The following is a 16,225-nucleotide window of genomic DNA, read 5'->3' on the forward strand; positions in this document are numbered from 1 at the left end:
AAATTGATGATTTTAATTACGCATGCATAATCACATTACGCAGCGAACCAATGCCATCTACATGCACAATCGCTTCATTGCCAGCGTGCAAAGTTCCTGCAGGATACGGCGTTCCAGTCAAAATAACATCTCCTGGAAGAAGTGTTGAGAAGCTTGAAATCGCAGCAATTTGCTCTGGGATGCTGTGAATCAATCGCGCTGTAGTGCCGTTCGCCTCTGGCACATCTTTGCCATTAAGCGTAAAGGATATATGCGCGTCTCGCCAATTTAGCTCGGTTGTAATCCATGGACCAAGTGGGCAAGAAGTGTCGAATCCTTTTGCGCGCGTAAACATTGGATCGCTGCCTGCGCAATCACGTAAAGTTACGTCGTTTACACATGTAAAGCCAAAAACGTAGTCCATTGCCTTATCGACCGACACATTCTTGGCGATTTTGCCCATAACAACAGCCACTTCTGGCTCAAAATTCATATCGTTTGAAAAAGCAGGAATAACAATTGGATCGTCAGGTCCTATTACAGATGTGCTAGGCTTTGTAAAAATCACCATATCTGCTGCCGTATGACTTGAAGACGCAGCAGAAGATGCGCGCTCTTCAGTAGAACGCGTATCGTAGTTTTTTGCCAATCCGTAGACTTTTGAAGGAATCACTGGTGCAAGCAGACGCACGCCGTCGGCATCTAACTCGTAGCGCTTGCCTGTTGGCTTAACTCCTTGAGGGCTTAGTGGGTGACCTTCTAGCGCTACTAAATAATCCTTGCCGTCTGCTTCATCTTTTTGAACGAAAGCGTACTGCGGAACTTCATTATAGGAAAAACGTGCAATTCTCATATTTTTAAGATTACGACATATTTAATACTTAGGAAAATACTTAGGAAAAGTCGCAAGCAACCGTTGTATAAGAAAACGCCACAAACATCTTGAAAACAAAACTTGAGTGTAGTAGACTCAAGTTTTAGAAATTGACAGAATGTGGTTTGAGTGCAATCGCAAAAAGTGCACGCAAATCACCTAAAATCCGCTAGATAGCGGTGCAAATGGGGGTAAATATGGAACAGAAGTTTACAACCTTAGCGCAAGATGCATTAAGCGATGCTGTGCAAAGCTCGGCGGCGGCTGGCAATGCGCAAGTAGATACGTTACATTTGGCAGATGCCTTACTTCGCCAAGAGCAAGGCGTAGTGCGCGCGCTTATTGCACAGGCAGGGGCAGATGCGCAACAAATCGGCGCTGAAATTCGCAACGCATTAGTGGCATTGCCTTCATCTACTGGCTCAACTACAACTAAGCCAGACGCAAGCCGTCAGCTTTTGGCTGCCTTAAGCCAGGCAGAAAAAGAAATGCGCACAATGGGAGACGAATACGTTTCTACTGAGCACATGCTTATTGGCATAGTTGCAAGCGCGCCGAATGCTGTTGTGGATATTTTCAAAAAGCACAATGTTTCTGCAGACGCGTTGCGCAAGGCTGTGCCAACTGTGCGCGGAGGCGCGAAAGTTACGAGTCCAGACGCGGAAGGCAACTACAAAGCGCTCGAAAAATATTCGGTTGATATGACTGCACGCGCTCGCGAAGGAAAGCTTGACCCTGTGATTGGGCGAGATCAGGAGATTCGCCGCGTGATTCAGATTCTTTCTCGCAGAACCAAGAACAATCCTGTGCTAATTGGCGAGCCAGGCGTTGGAAAAACGGCAGTTGTAGAAGGATTGGCTCAGCGAATTGTGGCAGGAGATGTGCCTACGACTTTGCAAAACAAGCGTCTTATAAGCCTCGACTTGGCTTCGATGGTTGCAGGTTCGAAGTATCGCGGCGAGTTCGAGGAACGCTTAAAGGCAGTGTTGAAGGAAATCCAACAATCAGACGGTCAAATTATTACGTTTATTGACGAAATTCACACTGTTGTTGGCGCAGGATCTGCAGAAGGTTCAATGGATGCTGGCAATATGCTTAAGCCAATGCTTGCGCGCGGTGAGCTGCGCTTGGTTGGTGCAACTACGCTTAACGAGTATCGTGAGCATATTGAAAAAGATTCGGCGCTTGAACGCAGATTCCAGCAAGTGTTTGTTGGCGAGCCTTCTGTTGAAGATACGGTGACGATTTTGCGCGGACTTAAGCAACGTTACGAAGCACACCACAAGGTGACTATTAGTGACGATGCAATCGTAGCTGCAGCAACGCTTTCAAACCGCTATATTACTGGCAGACAGCTTCCAGATAAGGCGATTGATTTGGTGGATGAAGCGGCAGCTCACTTGCGCATGGAGCTTGATTCTCAGCCAGAAGAAATCGACGAATTGCAGCGCAAAGTTACGCGTCTTGAAATGGAAGAAATGCAATTAAAGAAGGCGGAAGATGCTGCTGCACGCGAACGCTTAGAAAAGTTGCAGGAAGAATTAGCTAACTCGCGCGAAAAGCTTACTGGATTGAAAGCGCGTTGGGATGCGGAAAAGGCTGGTCACAACAAGGTTGGTGATTTGCGAGCGCAACTCGATGCTAAGCGCGTAGAAGCCGACAAATTCACGCGTGAAGGCAATTTGGAGCAAGCAAGCCGTATTTTGTATGGCGAAATTCCAAGCATTCAAAAAGCTTTGGAAGAAGCGGAGTCTGAGGCTGCTAACGCTAAGAGTGAAGCGAAAGAGCCGATGGTCCCAGACCAGGTTGATGCCGATTCTATTGCAGGAGTCGTTAGCGAATGGACTGGCATTCCTGTTGGTCGCTTAATGCAAGGCGAAAATGAGAAGCTGCTCAACATGGAAAAGGAGCTTTCTAAGCGCGTTGTTGGCCAAAGCGAAGCAATCCGCGCTATAGCGGATGCTGTGCGCAGAAGCCGTGCTGGAATTGCAGACCCGAATCGCCCAACTGGTTCGTTCCTATTCTTGGGTCCTACTGGCGTTGGTAAGACGGAGCTTGCTAAGGCTCTTGCCGACTTTTTGTTTGACGACGAGCGTGCAATGGTTCGCATTGATATGAGCGAGTACATGGAAAAGGCTTCTGTTTCGCGTCTAATCGGTGCTGCTCCTGGTTACATTGGCTATGAGGAAGGAGGCCAGCTTACTGAAGCCGTGCGTAGACGTCCGTATTCTGTAGTGCTTTTTGACGAAGTTGAGAAGGCGCATCCGGAAGTATTCGACGTTTTGTTGCAGGTTTTGGATGATGGTCGTTTGACTGACGGACAAGGTAGAACGGTTGATTTTACGAATACGATTTTGATTATGACATCAAACTTGGGTTCGCAATTCCTTGTGCAAGAAGGCTTGGATGATGCAGCTAAGCGTAAGGCTGTTATGAACGCTGTTCACGCTGAGTTTAAGCCAGAGTTCATCAACCGTTTGGATGAGCTTGTTATGTTCCATCCGCTTACTCGCGAAGAGCTTGGTGGAATTGTGGATATTCAAGTTCGTCAAGTAGCTGCACGCTTGAGTGACCGCCGAATTAGCTTGGATGTGAGCGATTCTGCTCGCGCTTGGCTTGCGGAGCATGGCTATGATCCAGTTTACGGTGCTCGTCCGTTGCGTAGATTGGTTCAGACAGAAATTGGCGATCAACTTGCGCGATTGCTGCTTTCCGGCAAGGTGCATGATGGCGCTCGCGTAGTTGCGGATTGTGCAGAGAGCGACGACCATGTAACTCTCAAGATTGCGTAATCTATGCATTATTTAATGTAGTCAAATCATGTAGCCAAATAAAACAAAGCGTGCTGTTTATTGGATTATTTTCCAGTAGACAGCACGCTATTTTTGTATCTGAATAAAAAATATTTGTAGAATTAACTTGTAATAAAAAGGTGGATTTCCCCCTTAATTTTTCGAGTTATTGCTGATAGCGTTTCATTATTGATAGTATTATTGCTTTATTTTGAACGCGCTTAAAAGACGCGTCTAATTATATTTCAAAAGTCAACTCAATAGTGTTTAATAGAACGTATGTTCGATAATATTGTGATGCTTGTTTTAATGGTGGTTGCTATTGTAATCACCGCCATTGTTGTGTTGGCTATTGTTAAGCGCAACTCTGGAATGCAAGGAGTTAATGGCGTAAGTCAACGCGAATTTAGCGAATTGCGCTCGCAGTACGAGCAAGCGCGCGCTCAAGCGCAGGAAAATGGCAATCAGGCTATACGGTATCGCACACAAGCAGAGCAGCTTGCTGAACGATTGAAATTTGTGGAGTCTGAGCTGTTAAAAGCGCAGCAAGCAGAACAATTGCGAGTGAATCGCGAAGAACAATTGCGTGCAGAGCGAGAAGAACGCGAACGATTAAATCGTGAAAAAACTTTGAAAGAGCAAGGTAAAGTCTTGGAAGCGCTTGCTCCAGTAAAAGACAATCTCGAAGCATTGAAGAATAAAGTTTCTCAGATTGAAGAAGGGCGTAAGCAAGAAATGGGTGTGCTGAGCACTCAGCTTAAAGGCTTAAGTGAGCAGCAAACAAGGCTTGACCGCGAAACAAGTTCGCTTTCTGCAGCATTGCGAAATAATAAGGTTCGCGGAGCTTGGGGCGAGGCTCAACTAAAGAATATTGTTGAATCTGCAGGCTTGCTTGAGCATGTTGATTTTGATACGCAAGTTGTTGTAACTGGAGTAAATAGCGAGCAGCAGAGACCAGATATGGTTGTGCATCTGCCAGGAGGCAAAACAATTCCAGTTGATGCAAAAGTTCCGTATGCGGATTATCAGCGCGCTTGCGAAATCCCAGATAACGCAAGCGACGAAGAATTAGCTAGAAGGAGCGAGCTTCTAAAAGCGCATGCTAAGGCTTTGCGAGAACACGTTAGAGTATTAGGAGCTAAAGCATATTGGCAGGCTTTTGAAACAGCACCAGACTTTGTAGTTGCATTTATTCCAAACGAAGCATTGCTGCAGGCGGCTCTTGAAGCGGATCCAACGCTTATGGATGATGCTTTTGCGCAAAAAGTAGCCCTCACTTCACCAGTTACTTTGTGGGCTGTGCTTAAGTCTGTTGCGTACGCATGGCAGCAGCAAAGTCTTACAGATGATGCAAAAGAACTTTTCGATTTATCTCGAGAATTGTACGATCGTTTTGCGGTTCTTGGAGAAAATGCTTCAAAACTTGGCGTATCTTTGGCAAGAACAGTTGCAGCTTACAATAAGTTTGCTTCCTCGCTTGAGTCGCGAGTGTTGGTAACAGCGCGTAAACTTCAGAAGTTAGATCAAAGTAAAGTTATTGCTTCAATAGATCTTATAGATTCTGATAAAGCTGATGTTAAAGAGCTGAGCGCTCCGGAAGTATCAGTAGAAGATCGTTAAGCATAAAAACATTAAAGCATCAAAAATTGAACAACTCTAAACGCTAAGGAGTGCAAAAATGGCAGAATTACAAGAGGAACGCGCTGAGCTTAAACGTATGCTTTGTGCGGATATGAGTGCGAAACCATTTAGCGAACTGTTTTCTGTTACTTTTGATCAGCGCGGCTCTAAGTTAGTTGGCGATATTCTTTTTGACGCAATTGAGAAAGCTGGGTATTCGTTAGAACGCGATGTTGACGCAGTTGGTGCGTTAACTGCTGCTGCAGTGCCAATGGTTTTTGCGCTTATTCATGCTGCAGAACGTAAAGGAATTGCGCTTGACGGCTTTGTTATGGATTTTGTTTTTCCTGCAACAAAAGGTCCGTCAGTTAAAGGCAAGCGAGTATTGTTGCTTGATTCTTGGCTTTCTGAAAAATCGTATGTTCAAACTTCTTCGCTTGTGACTTTACGACACGGCAATGAATTAAGTCTTGATTTTGGCATTGTTAATCAGCAAGGCGCGCAAATTCTTGCTATAGTTGCATTAATTGGTGGTGTTGACGCCGACGAACAAGGCACGAGGCATCTTCAATTAGTAAATCCAATAAGTGAGGAGAGTACTAAAATGGCATTTGTTCAAGCTTTCGGTGAAGAGGAATTACGTGCAGATGCAGAACATGAAGATTGCTGCAACGACAACTGCTGTGGCGGTCATTGCGAGGTTAAATGCACGGGAGATTGCGCTCATGACGGTTGCACTGAGCCTTGCTGCGAAGATAATTGCTGCGGTGGCCATTGTAAAGTAGAGTGCACTGGTGATTGTACTCATGACGGTTGCACTGAGCCATGCTGCGAAGACAACTGCTGCGGTGGACACTGCAAGTCAGGTTGCACAGGAGATTGCGCAACAGACGGCTGCCAAGACTAATTGCAAATACTAGCTGCCAATACTAAGCAAAAGTATTAAACGGAGCAAAACTCACACATGCACGAACCGAATCCAATTACTTTGGCTGCAAAAGCTTCCGATGAGCCAGAATTCCGACCTATAGGAGTTGGCCCATGGGAAGAAGAACATCCAGGTGAGCCTCGTCCAGATAATCCAGAATCGCCAAATTACGATGCGCGGTTTAGCACTGAATTACTAGACGAAGGCGACCAGCGTAACGTACTAGACCGCTACCGATACTGGAAAGTAGAAGCCATAAAAGCGGATCTCGATTCTAAAGGCCGTCACGAGTTTGAAGTAGCTGTAGAAAATTGGACTCACGATTTCAACATAGGCTCTATGGTTCGCACTGCAAACGCATTTACAGCGAAAAAAGTGTATATTGTAGGGCCTCATAAATGGAATCGTAAAGGCTCGTTAATGACTGAGCTATACCAATACGTTGAGTGTTGCCCTACGATTGAAACTCTAGTGACTAATTGGCGCGAAGATATGCTTAAAGAAGCAGAAGAAGCGCATCAACTTTTGCTTAAAGCACAAGCAGATGGCAATAAAGAAGCCGAAAAAATCGCAAATATCAAGGAACAAGACGCTAAAAACGCGCGCGTTATAGCGCTCGATATTATTCCAGGCGCTGTTGCTATGGAAAACTACAAGTTCCCTAAACGTTGCCTTATGCTTTTTGGCGCAGAAGGTCCAGGTCTTTCTAAAAAAGCGCTAGAAATGGCGGATGACGTTGTTTATATTTCGCAATTCGGCTCTGTTCGCTCACTAAACGCAGGAGCAGCCGCAGCTGTTTCCATGCACGCGTGGATTGCGCAACATGCAGCACCAAATTGCTGAATCTTAATTAAAATCTTAATTAAAATTTCAGCAGCAAAATTTCAACAAAAATATTAATCAAAACGCAATAGCCTGTACTTATAAACGCTTACATTTAATCTATATTTTTTTTTTATTTGTGATATTGTTAAGTTATGTTAGAATTCCAACATATTACAAAGCGTTTTGGCGAAAAAACAGCGCTTAACGACGTTTCTTTCGTCGCCGAAGACGGTAAAGTCACTGGCTTTTTGGGCCCTAACGGCGCTGGTAAATCTACCACCATGCGTTGTGCGTTAAATCTTATTCATGCCAATAGTGGCACTTCTCTTATTGACGGCAAACCTTACGCAAAAATTGCCTCTCCAATGACGGAAGTTGGAGCAGTTCTTGACGCAAAGTCTGCTCACAGGGGCCGTACGGCTTACAACCACCTGTATTCATTGGCTTTAACTCACGGAATATCAAAAAAGCGCGTTGACGAAGTGATTGATATTACTGGATTATCAAGTGTTAAAACCCGCAAAGCAGGATCTTTCTCGCTTGGTATGAGCCAGCGTCTTTCCATTGCGGCGGCTCTTTTAGCAGATCCACACAATCTTATTTTGGACGAGCCGATTAACGGCTTAGACCCAGAAGGCGTTAAGTGGGTTCGCGAATTATGCAAGTATTACGCAAGCGAAGGCCGCGCAATACTACTTAGTTCGCACTTAATGAGCGAAGTTGCGCTCACTGCAGATAACTTGGTTATCATTGCGCATGGCGAAATTTTGGAGCGCACAACAGTGCAGGATTTTGTTGATGCACATTCGCAGCACGCTGTGCGACTTGTAACTCCAGAAGGCGAAAAATTAAAGCAAGTGCTTGCTCAAAATCATCCTGAGTGCAAGATTTTGCCAGATAATCGCACACCTCAAGACGTTCAAGAAGGCGAACTTTTTAGAATAACAGATTGCGAACTAAGCCAGATTGCGCGAGCAATTGCGGATAATCAAATTTTGGTATATCAGCTTAATTACGAGCACGCGTCACTTGAGGAAGCATATTTGGCTCTTACACACGGTCAAGAGCAGTATGTAACGAAGGCTGTTCCTAGCAGCGGCTCGAAGCCGAGTGAACAAAACGTAGAGCAATCTAATAGTGAGGAGAGTGCAAAATGAGTGAGCAAGTAGCAAATCAACAAGTGCAATCTTCTGAATCTAACGCACATCAGTCTAACGCGTATAAAACAGGTCGCAGCATGAACGCTCAGCACTTGCGTCTAACATTTATGCACACGCTTAAATCCGAGATTGTTAAGTTGCGCGGACTTGCGTCAACATGGTGGTGCATGGCATTAACAATTGTTTTGCCAGTAATCTTTAGCTTTATTATAGCGATTGTGCAAAAAGCAATGTCTAAAGTTGACATTAAGAATGGAGCAAATCAAGGCAAATCAAGCGCTGCAATTACTGTTGGGCCGAGCAATAAAAGTAGCCTTATTGCATCTCAAGATAGCATTTTCCACTTAGTTATTAGCTTTGCTTCTGTATCTTTGATTGTTTTGGCAATTTTTGCAGTGCTTGCTGTAACCGCGGAGCATTCTACAACTTCGATTCAGGCTTCTCTTACTGCTGTACCTAAAAGGGGTATGTTCTTTACGGCTAAGTTTATTGCGGTTGCAATCTATGTTTTTGTAGCCCAACTTATTGCAATGGCAGTTTCTTTAGCTGCTGCAGAATTAGCTTTTATGGGAGATAACATTTCCGGATTATCGGGAAGCAACGTGTGGAAATTGCCGCTTACTCTGTTCCTTGGCTCTCCTGCAATTATGGTTGTTGTGTCAGCAATGGCCTACGGTTTTGGCATGATTTGCAAGTCAACTGCTGGCGGAATTATGTGCGTTATTGGAGCCGTGGTGATTCTGCAGACCATTGTTAGCATTATTATGCTTGCAAGCAATTTTGCGAAGTGGACTTCAATACTTATTCAGATTTTGCCAGGCAGTGCTGTAAGCCAATTCTTAGGAGCCTCCGCTAATTCTGGCCTGCAACTTCCACCAAACGCATATGTTTTCACATGGTGGCAGTCCGGTTTAGTGGTTCTTGCTTGGGGTGTAGTTATGTATGCAATTGGCCACGTTATTGAAAAGCATCGCGATATTTAAAATATCTAAATAATATTTCGCAAATAAAATTGCAAATAAAATAAATAACCCAGATAATACAAATAAAATAAGGGCTTTATCTCGTAACTGGCTACAAGATAAAGCCCTTTTTTGTATTCATTTATCTTTAATTATAAATTAAATTATCTTATTAAATTATAGGAAGCATCAGTCGTTCTTCACAGTTTCAGCAACTCGTGGCCACAAGGTGGTGCCCCAGTTCTTGATTGTGCGCTGGCGAACCAGTGGCAAATCGGAACGGTCATATACTGTACGCCATGGTTCCCAAGCCAAGCCGGTCTTCTCAACAAGCTTGATGCGGAGGTTACGCACATTGCCCTTGAACTGAATAGTGGTGTTGAAGTGAGCTGTACGATACTTGCCATTGCCTTCCCAAGCGCGAGAACGCACGTAAGGAGTGCCGTCAATTTCGGTGCCGTACTCATCCCAGTAGATGTAGTAGCGAGCTACGTAAGCTCCACGGTGATCCAAAGTCAAGTAGCCGTCGCGGTAGGAAGAAACCTTGGTTTCAACGTAATCGCTATTGGTTTGCAAAGTTGCTACTTCGTTATCCTTGACGAAGGAAGTGGTGTAAGCAATTGGAACTGCTGGGCTGGAGGTGCTCAAATTTGCGCCTTCTTGAATCAAAGCCTTCAACGTGTCGACGTTGCCGGTAATAACCTTGGCTGCACCGTTTGCGCTGCCGCCGAGAATTACAGCAGTTACAGAAGTGTTCTGCAAAATGCGGTGGAACTCGGTATTTGGCTTGATTTCAACACCCTTGATTGCAGCTTCAACAGCAGCCTGGAAATCGGTGCTCTTGCTGCGGGTGTCGAACTTTACGTACATTGAGCGACCATAAGCTACGTTTGACACGTAAACTGGTGGGCGCTTGTTGTCAACGCCACGGTTCTTCAAGCTTTCTGGCGTAGTGCATGGTGCGAAGAAGTCAGCTGGGCTATCTGGAGCATCAACACTTACGGTGTAGTAGGTCTGCTTGAAGTTCACAATTTGAGTCTGCTTTTCGCCCTTGTGCACAGCGTCGAAATCAATCTTCAGCGGAACGCCAATCTTGGCGAAATCAGCACCAAACTTTGCCTTGAGCTGGTTCATGCTTTGTGCGCTTGCAGAATCGTACTGCATGCGAGCTGCAACATGATGGCTTGCAGCGTACTGTGCATTCCACTTGGAAACTAAGCCGTTCACTGTGGAAGTTACAGAGCTCTTGGTTGGGCGCTGAACAGTTACAGCACTTTCGCCGCCGTGGAAGCCTGGCAAATCAACGCTCAACGTGATTGGAGCGCGGTTTGCGGAAATCAGGCTTGGCATATTGTCCATCAAATTCTGGTCAGCGCGGAAAAGAGCACCTGGGTATACGCGATCATCGTTGGCGGAAGTAACCGACAAGTTTGAAGTTGTATTTGTGATGTTCTTCTTCTGATGCTCAACAACAACGAATTCATCGCCCTTGTTGAAGCTATCGCTAGAGAATTTGTTGTCAATGGTTTCGCCATGACGGGCGAGAATGTTTGTTTTATCGTATTGCAAATCCCACAAATAATTATTCAACGAGTCCTTCTTGGCTGCGCAAGATGCGGTTGGCTCAGAATCCTTAGCTGCAGGAGCGGCCATTGCTGGTGCTGCTAAGCATTGTGGAATAATAGTTGCGCCCGCGAGGAGCAACATTGCTGCATTACGGTAGAACTTTGTGTTATTCATATGTGTCCTTCAATTTTATATTTTATGTTATTTTTTATGAGATACCGTAACTTATTTGCTTCTATGCATGGAATGCTTCGCTGCATTAGCTTAATATCTCATAGCATTTAATTATTACATGCTTTTTTATTTCTGGGATAGTGAAATAAAACAAATTTTTTTATTCTGCAAATAAACGTATGAAGAAGGTTGGAATGCCAACATTCTTTTATTGAATTATTTCCATTTCATGGCGTGTTGACATGCATAGACCCTCGTCTTCACTATTTTATACTCGTTAATTTTATGAAAACTGTATGTGATAATAATTGTTATTTCGCTTATTGTCTCACTAATAAAATTTTTTTAATATTACACATAATTTTCCCTAGAAAATATGGATCGACAATCATGTTCTAAAATTGGGAAAATATTTCTACAGTAACGTGTGTAAATCTTTTATCAATATTGCTTTTTTCTTCTATAAGAAGGTCACGCATCACACATATAGTTGAGGTTATGCCAACATTCACACGCGAAGAAATTGAGCATCTGGGCGTTCTATCCCAGATTGCGCTTAGCGACGAAGAAATCAGTCGCTTGCAAGGCGAATTAAACGTCATTGCAGAATCTATTAACAAAGTGCAGGAAGTTGCTGGCGAAGATGTGCCACCTACTGCAAATCCAGTACCTCTTGAAGCGTATTTGCGCCCAGACGAGCCTGCTACGCCATTGACTCAAGAAGAAGCGCTTTCTGGCGCTCCTAGAAGTGAGTCTGGCATGTTTGTAGCACCTCGAATTTTGGGGGAGGAATAAACATGACTAATACTCAAGATTTAGTAAAGCTTTCTGCTGCCGATATGGCAAAAGCTGTAAAAGCTAAAGAAGTTTCTAGCCGCGAGCTTGTTGAAGCTCACTTGGCAGTAATCGAAGCAGCCGAGCCAGAAATCAAAGCATTCTTGCATGTTTCTGCAGATGTTGCACTTGAACAAGCAGATGCTTTTGATAAAAAGAATGCTAATGGCGAAGCCGAAGGCTTACCTGAGCTTGCAGGCGTTCCAATTGCCATTAAAGACATGATTGTTACTAAGGGCATTCCTACTACTGCAGCATCTAAGATTCTTGAAGGCTGGGTTCCACCTTACGATGCTACTGTTATTGAAAAGCTCAAGGCAGCTGGCATGCCAATTCTTGGCAAGACTAATCTAGATGAGTTTGCTCAAGGTTCTTCTACCGAGCATTCCGCTTACCAAACCACTTGCAACCCTTGGGATACTGAGCGCGTTCCTGGCGGTTCTGGCGGCGGTTCTGCAGCTGCAGTTGCTGCATTCGAGGCTCCTATTGCTTTGGGTACAGATACTGGCGGCTCTATTCGCCAGCCAGGCGCTTTAACTGGTACTGTTGGCGCAAAGCCAACTTACGGCGGAGTCAGCCGTTTTGGCGCAATCGCCATGGCAAGTTCGCTTGACCAGATTGGCCCTGTTTCTCGCAGCGTTCTTGACTCTGCACTTTTGCAAGAAATCATTGGTGGCAACGATAAGCGCGATTCCACTTCGATTCCTGCTCCTGTTCCTCCAATGGCTCAGGCTGCGCGCGAGGGTGCTCGCCGTGATTTGAAGGGCGTAAAGGTTGGTTTAGTTAAAGAGCTTAGCGGCGACGGATTCCAGCCAGGCGTTGAAGCACGCTTTAATGAAGCTGTGCAATTGCTTAAAGATATGGGCGCAGAAGTAACAGAAGTCTCCTGCCCTCACTTCCCTTACTCGCTATCTGCATACTACATAATCATGCCTTCCGAAGTTAGCTCCAACTTGGCTCGCTACGACGGTATGCGCTACGGTTTGCGCGTAATGCCGACAGCAGACAAGCCTCAGACTGCAGCAAACATGATGGCTGCAACTCGCGAAGCTGGCTTTGGCGACGAAGTAAAGCGCCGTATTATTCTTGGCACTTACGCACTTTCCGCTGGCTACTACGATGCTTGGTATGGCTCTGCACAAAAAGTTCGTACGCTTATTATTCGCGACTTTGAAGAAGCGTTTAATAAGGTAGATGTTCTTGTTTCCCCAACAAGCCCTACAACGGCATTTAAGTTTGGCGAGAAGATGAATGATCCACTCTCCATGTACATGAACGATATTGCTACGATTCCTGCAAACATGGCTGGCGTTCCAGCTTTGAGCCTCCCAGCTGGCTTAAGTGACGATGGTTTGCCTGTTGGTATTCAGATTATTGCTCCGCAATGCCATGATGAAAAGATGTACAAGCCTGCAGCAGCGTTGGAAGCAGCGCTCGAAGAAAAGTGGAGCGGCCCAATCTGGAAGTCGCTTAAAGCTGGTTGGCTCGATTCATTGGCTAAGTAAAGTGAAGTAAAGCTTAAGTAAGAAGGATTCTCATGGCTGAAAAACTTATGAAATATGCCGATGCTGTGGAGCAGTTTGACCCAGTATTCGGTTTGGAAACTCACGTTGAGCTTTGCACGCGCACAAAGCTGTTCTGCCCAGCAGAAGTATCTTTTGGTGGCGAGCCAAATACTCAGCTAACTCCTGTAAGCCTTGGTTTGCCAGGCTCTTTGCCAGTTGTAAACAAGACTGCAGTTGATTACGCTATTAAACTCGGTTTGGCGTTGCATTGCGAGATTGCTGAGTGGAGCCAGTTCGCTCGTAAGAACTACTTCTACCCAGATATGCCTCGTGATTATCAGATTTCCCAGTATGATAAGCCTACTAATGGCAACGGTTACTTGGATGTTGAGCTTGAAGATGGCACAGTGTTCCGCGTGCCGATTGAGCGTGCTCACATTGAGGATGACGCTGGTAAGAATACTCACGTTGGTGGCGCTGACGGTCGTATTGAAGGCGCAAATCATTCTTTGGTTGATTACAATCGCGCAGGCGTGCCTTTAATCGAGATTGTAACTAAGCCAATCGAAGGTGCAGGTAGTCGCGCTCCAGAAATTGCTGGTGCTTATATGCGCGCTATTCGCGATATTGTTCGCGCTCTCAACATCTCCCACGCTCGTATGGAGCAGGGCAATATGCGTGCTGACGTGAACGTTTCGCTTCGCAGAAAGCCAACCGATCCATTTGGTACGCGTTCCGAAACTAAGAATGTGAACACATTCCGCGGTATTGAAAAGACGCTGCAATATGAGATTCGTCGTCAGGCTGCTATTTTGAGCGAAGGTGGCGAGATTTTGCAGGAAACTCGTCACTGGGATGAGGCAACTCAGACTACTGCTGGCGGTCGTGTGAAGTCGGATGCTGACGATTATCGCTACTTCCCAGATCCTGATTTGGTTATGCTTCATATAACTAAAGAGCATATTGAGCGCATGAAGGCCGAGATGCCGGAAATGCCTCGCGAGCGCCGTAATCGTTTGCAAAGCGAATGGGGTATTAGCGATCTTGAAATGCGCGATATTCTGAACGCGGATGCTCTTGATTTGGTTGAAGAAACCGTTAAGGCTGGTGCAAGTGCTGCTGGTGCTAAGAAGTGGTGGCTTGGTGAGCTTGCTCGCGAAGCTAACACTCGTGGCGTGACTTTGGAAGAGTTGCCTATTACTCCGCAAGATGTGGCTGAAGTTGAAAAGCTAATTGCAGACGGCAATCTTAACGATAAGCTCGCTAAGCAAACTGTTGCATGCGTTTTGGCTGGCGAAGGTAAGCCTGATGAAGTTGTTAAGAAGCACGGATTCAAGGTTATGAACGACGACGGCGCTTTGGAAGCTGCTGTTGACGCTGCTCTTGCTGCTGATCCTGAAGTTGCAGAAAAGCTTAAGGCTGGAAATATGAAGCCGATGGGCGCAATTATTGGCGCTGTTATGCGTGCGACTAAAGGTCAGGCTGATGCTAAGGCTGTTACTAAGATCGTGATGGCAAAGATTAAAGGCTGATTTAAATTTTAGTTAGATTAAAATTTAGCTAGAAAAGAATAGTTTATAGATGCACTTTTTGCATTTTATGCTTTGCGTTTTAACCTTGTGTTTTATAGCATTGTGTAGAGTGCAAAAAGTGTAATCTTATATTGTAGTTGCTTACGCATTTGTATTTTGCTTATGCTTTTTGTAGAACTTTTTGTAACGCAAGATCAATTAGGTACAGGAAACAGGTGAATATGCAGGAAGTCAATGCTGACTCTACAAACTCTCGAGAGTTACCAGAAAGTATTGTAATTCCGTCAATACGCGGCGAGATGGCGCGCCTTAGGCAAGCAACCATCGAAGATTTAGAGAGGATGGATTCATTACATGCTTTTGATGGTGCGGCTGTTATAACTGGCAAGGATTCACAATCTGAACGTGCTATGGTTCATGCGTGGGTTGAGCGTTCTGTGCAGTGGTCTTTGGGCAATAATGATAAAAGTATGTCTGATTATGCTGGGGTTGTTGGAGATGCTCAATCGCGCCCAACAATCGCATGGTCAATTGTGCCAGATCTTATTGATGATGCTAAAAATACCAATGGCGATATTATTGGAATGATTTTTTTGATCGACATTGATGGTTGGTCTAAATCCGCTAGAATTCAGGTGATTCTAGGACGCGATTATAGGGGTCGTGGGTATTCTAGAGATGCAATGCCTAGAGTTATGACGTATGGTTTTGCTCCAGACACAGTTGGTTTAGCATTGCATAGGATTTGGGTTGGTGTTCCAGCAGCGAATACGCGTTCTCTTTCTGTTTATCAGTCTCTTGGTTTTGTAAAAACTGGAACAGCTAGAGATGCTTTGTGGGATTCACAAAATCAAAAATATCAAGATTTTGTTGTTATGGACACTCTCGTAGATGAGTATGATGCCATTCGTTCTTTAGACGCTTTTGGTCTGCACGTTATTGAAGATAATCCTGGTGTTTGTGAAGCGCTAAGTGCGCATGAGCATTCAATTGCAATACCTGTTAGCAAAGATAATTCCGACGAATCGTGGCCGTATAATGCGGCTACAGTCAAAGAAGATTCTTCTAAACGTGCATGGTGGCGTATTATAGGACGCGGTCGTAAGCGTAACACTAATGGCAATAATGCGGAAGGGAAGCGATGAGCGCTGAAGATCTCGACAATTACGAAACTGACGCCGAGCTTGCGTTGTACAAGGAGTATCGTGACGTTATTAAGCTTTTTACGTATGTTGTAGAAACTGAGCGACGATTCTATTTGGCAAACAAGGTGGATTTTAACGTGCGTTCTGCAGGTCAAGATGTGTATTTTGACGTGCAATTAACAGACGCTTGGGTGTGGGACGTTTACCGCCCTTCGCGGTTTGTGAAAAACGTTCGTATTGTTACGTTTAAAGACGTAAATGTGGAAGAAGTGCAGAAAACAGATATCGATATTCCAGAATCTATCGCATGATAAGAGTATGCTAGTAAA

13 protein-coding genes are annotated in these 16,225 nt (G+C 44.9%); 11 read left to right on the forward strand and 2 right to left on the reverse strand.

Features of this window, described 5'->3' with window-relative positions; translation table 11 throughout:
• Nucleotides 1-16: 16 nt before the first annotated feature.
• Nucleotides 17-832 carry a fumarylacetoacetate hydrolase family protein gene (locus tag HXT24_RS01715; RefSeq protein WP_422119505.1) on the reverse strand — a complete coding sequence of 272 codons (816 nt, stop codon included), beginning with the start codon at nucleotides 830-832 and terminating at the stop codon, nucleotides 17-19.
• A gap of 218 nt (nucleotides 833-1,050) precedes the next feature.
• On the opposite strand from HXT24_RS01715, the gene clpB reads away from it, so the two are divergent.
• The 6 genes from clpB to HXT24_RS01745 all read left to right on the forward strand — a co-directional run bounded on the left by clpB (nucleotide 1,051) and on the right by HXT24_RS01745 (nucleotide 9,161).
• On the forward strand, nucleotides 1,051-3,645 hold the full coding sequence (gene clpB / locus HXT24_RS01720) for an ATP-dependent chaperone ClpB (protein WP_422119506.1): 2,595 nt from the start codon (nucleotides 1,051-1,053) through the stop codon (nucleotides 3,643-3,645).
• Between the two features lie 279 nt (nucleotides 3,646-3,924).
• Nucleotides 3,925-5,265, forward strand: coding sequence for a DNA recombination protein RmuC (gene rmuC / locus HXT24_RS01725; RefSeq protein WP_422119507.1), 1,341 nt, complete (start codon nucleotides 3,925-3,927; stop codon nucleotides 5,263-5,265).
• A gap of 58 nt (nucleotides 5,266-5,323) precedes the next feature.
• The gene (locus tag HXT24_RS01730; protein ID WP_422119508.1) at nucleotides 5,324-6,172 is read left to right on the forward strand and encodes a hypothetical protein; all 849 of its coding nucleotides are present in this window, start codon (nucleotides 5,324-5,326) and stop codon (nucleotides 6,170-6,172) included.
• 57 nt (nucleotides 6,173-6,229) lie between these two features.
• On the forward strand, nucleotides 6,230-7,036 hold the full coding sequence (locus HXT24_RS01735) for a TrmH family RNA methyltransferase (protein ID WP_116438129.1): 807 nt from the start codon (nucleotides 6,230-6,232) through the stop codon (nucleotides 7,034-7,036).
• A gap of 134 nt (nucleotides 7,037-7,170) precedes the next feature.
• On the forward strand, nucleotides 7,171-8,175 hold the full coding sequence (locus tag HXT24_RS01740) for an ATP-binding cassette domain-containing protein (protein WP_422119509.1): 1,005 nt from the start codon (nucleotides 7,171-7,173) through the stop codon (nucleotides 8,173-8,175).
• Nucleotides 8,172-9,161, forward strand: a complete 990-nt coding sequence (locus tag HXT24_RS01745) for an ABC transporter permease subunit (RefSeq protein ID WP_422119510.1) — start codon at nucleotides 8,172-8,174, stop codon at nucleotides 9,159-9,161. The genes HXT24_RS01740 and HXT24_RS01745 overlap by 4 nt, the downstream gene beginning before the upstream one ends.
• A gap of 168 nt (nucleotides 9,162-9,329) precedes the next feature.
• On the opposite strand, the gene vly is transcribed toward HXT24_RS01745, so the two are convergent.
• The gene (gene vly, locus HXT24_RS01750) at nucleotides 9,330-10,880 is read right to left on the reverse strand and encodes a cholesterol-dependent cytolysin vaginolysin (protein WP_422119511.1); all 1,551 of its coding nucleotides are present in this window, start codon (nucleotides 10,878-10,880) and stop codon (nucleotides 9,330-9,332) included.
• A gap of 498 nt (nucleotides 10,881-11,378) precedes the next feature.
• On the opposite strand from vly, the gene gatC reads away from it, so the two are divergent.
• The 5 genes from gatC (at nucleotide 11,379) to HXT24_RS01775 (ending at nucleotide 16,207) form a co-directional block, all read left to right on the forward strand.
• Nucleotides 11,379-11,675, forward strand: a complete 297-nt coding sequence (gene gatC, locus HXT24_RS01755) for an Asp-tRNA(Asn)/Glu-tRNA(Gln) amidotransferase subunit GatC (protein WP_004114131.1) — start codon at nucleotides 11,379-11,381, stop codon at nucleotides 11,673-11,675.
• Nucleotides 11,676-11,677: 2 nt separating this feature from the next.
• Nucleotides 11,678-13,219, forward strand: coding sequence for an Asp-tRNA(Asn)/Glu-tRNA(Gln) amidotransferase subunit GatA (gatA, locus tag HXT24_RS01760; RefSeq protein WP_422119512.1), 1,542 nt, complete (start codon nucleotides 11,678-11,680; stop codon nucleotides 13,217-13,219).
• Between the two features lie 32 nt (nucleotides 13,220-13,251).
• On the forward strand, nucleotides 13,252-14,751 hold the full coding sequence (gene gatB / locus HXT24_RS01765; protein WP_004105892.1) for an Asp-tRNA(Asn)/Glu-tRNA(Gln) amidotransferase subunit GatB: 1,500 nt from the start codon (nucleotides 13,252-13,254) through the stop codon (nucleotides 14,749-14,751).
• Between the two features lie 221 nt (nucleotides 14,752-14,972).
• Nucleotides 14,973-15,896, forward strand: coding sequence for a GNAT family N-acetyltransferase (locus HXT24_RS01770; protein ID WP_422119513.1), 924 nt, complete (start codon nucleotides 14,973-14,975; stop codon nucleotides 15,894-15,896).
• Nucleotides 15,893-16,207, forward strand: a complete 315-nt coding sequence (locus HXT24_RS01775; protein ID WP_004105898.1) for a DUF2469 domain-containing protein — start codon at nucleotides 15,893-15,895, stop codon at nucleotides 16,205-16,207. The genes HXT24_RS01770 and HXT24_RS01775 overlap by 4 nt, the downstream gene beginning before the upstream one ends.
• Nucleotides 16,208-16,225: the final 18 nt, after the last annotated feature.

The organism is Gardnerella sp. DNF00354, assembly GCF_049262755.1.
Taxonomy (GTDB): Bacteria; Actinomycetota; Actinomycetes; order Actinomycetales; family Bifidobacteriaceae; genus Bifidobacterium; species Bifidobacterium vaginale.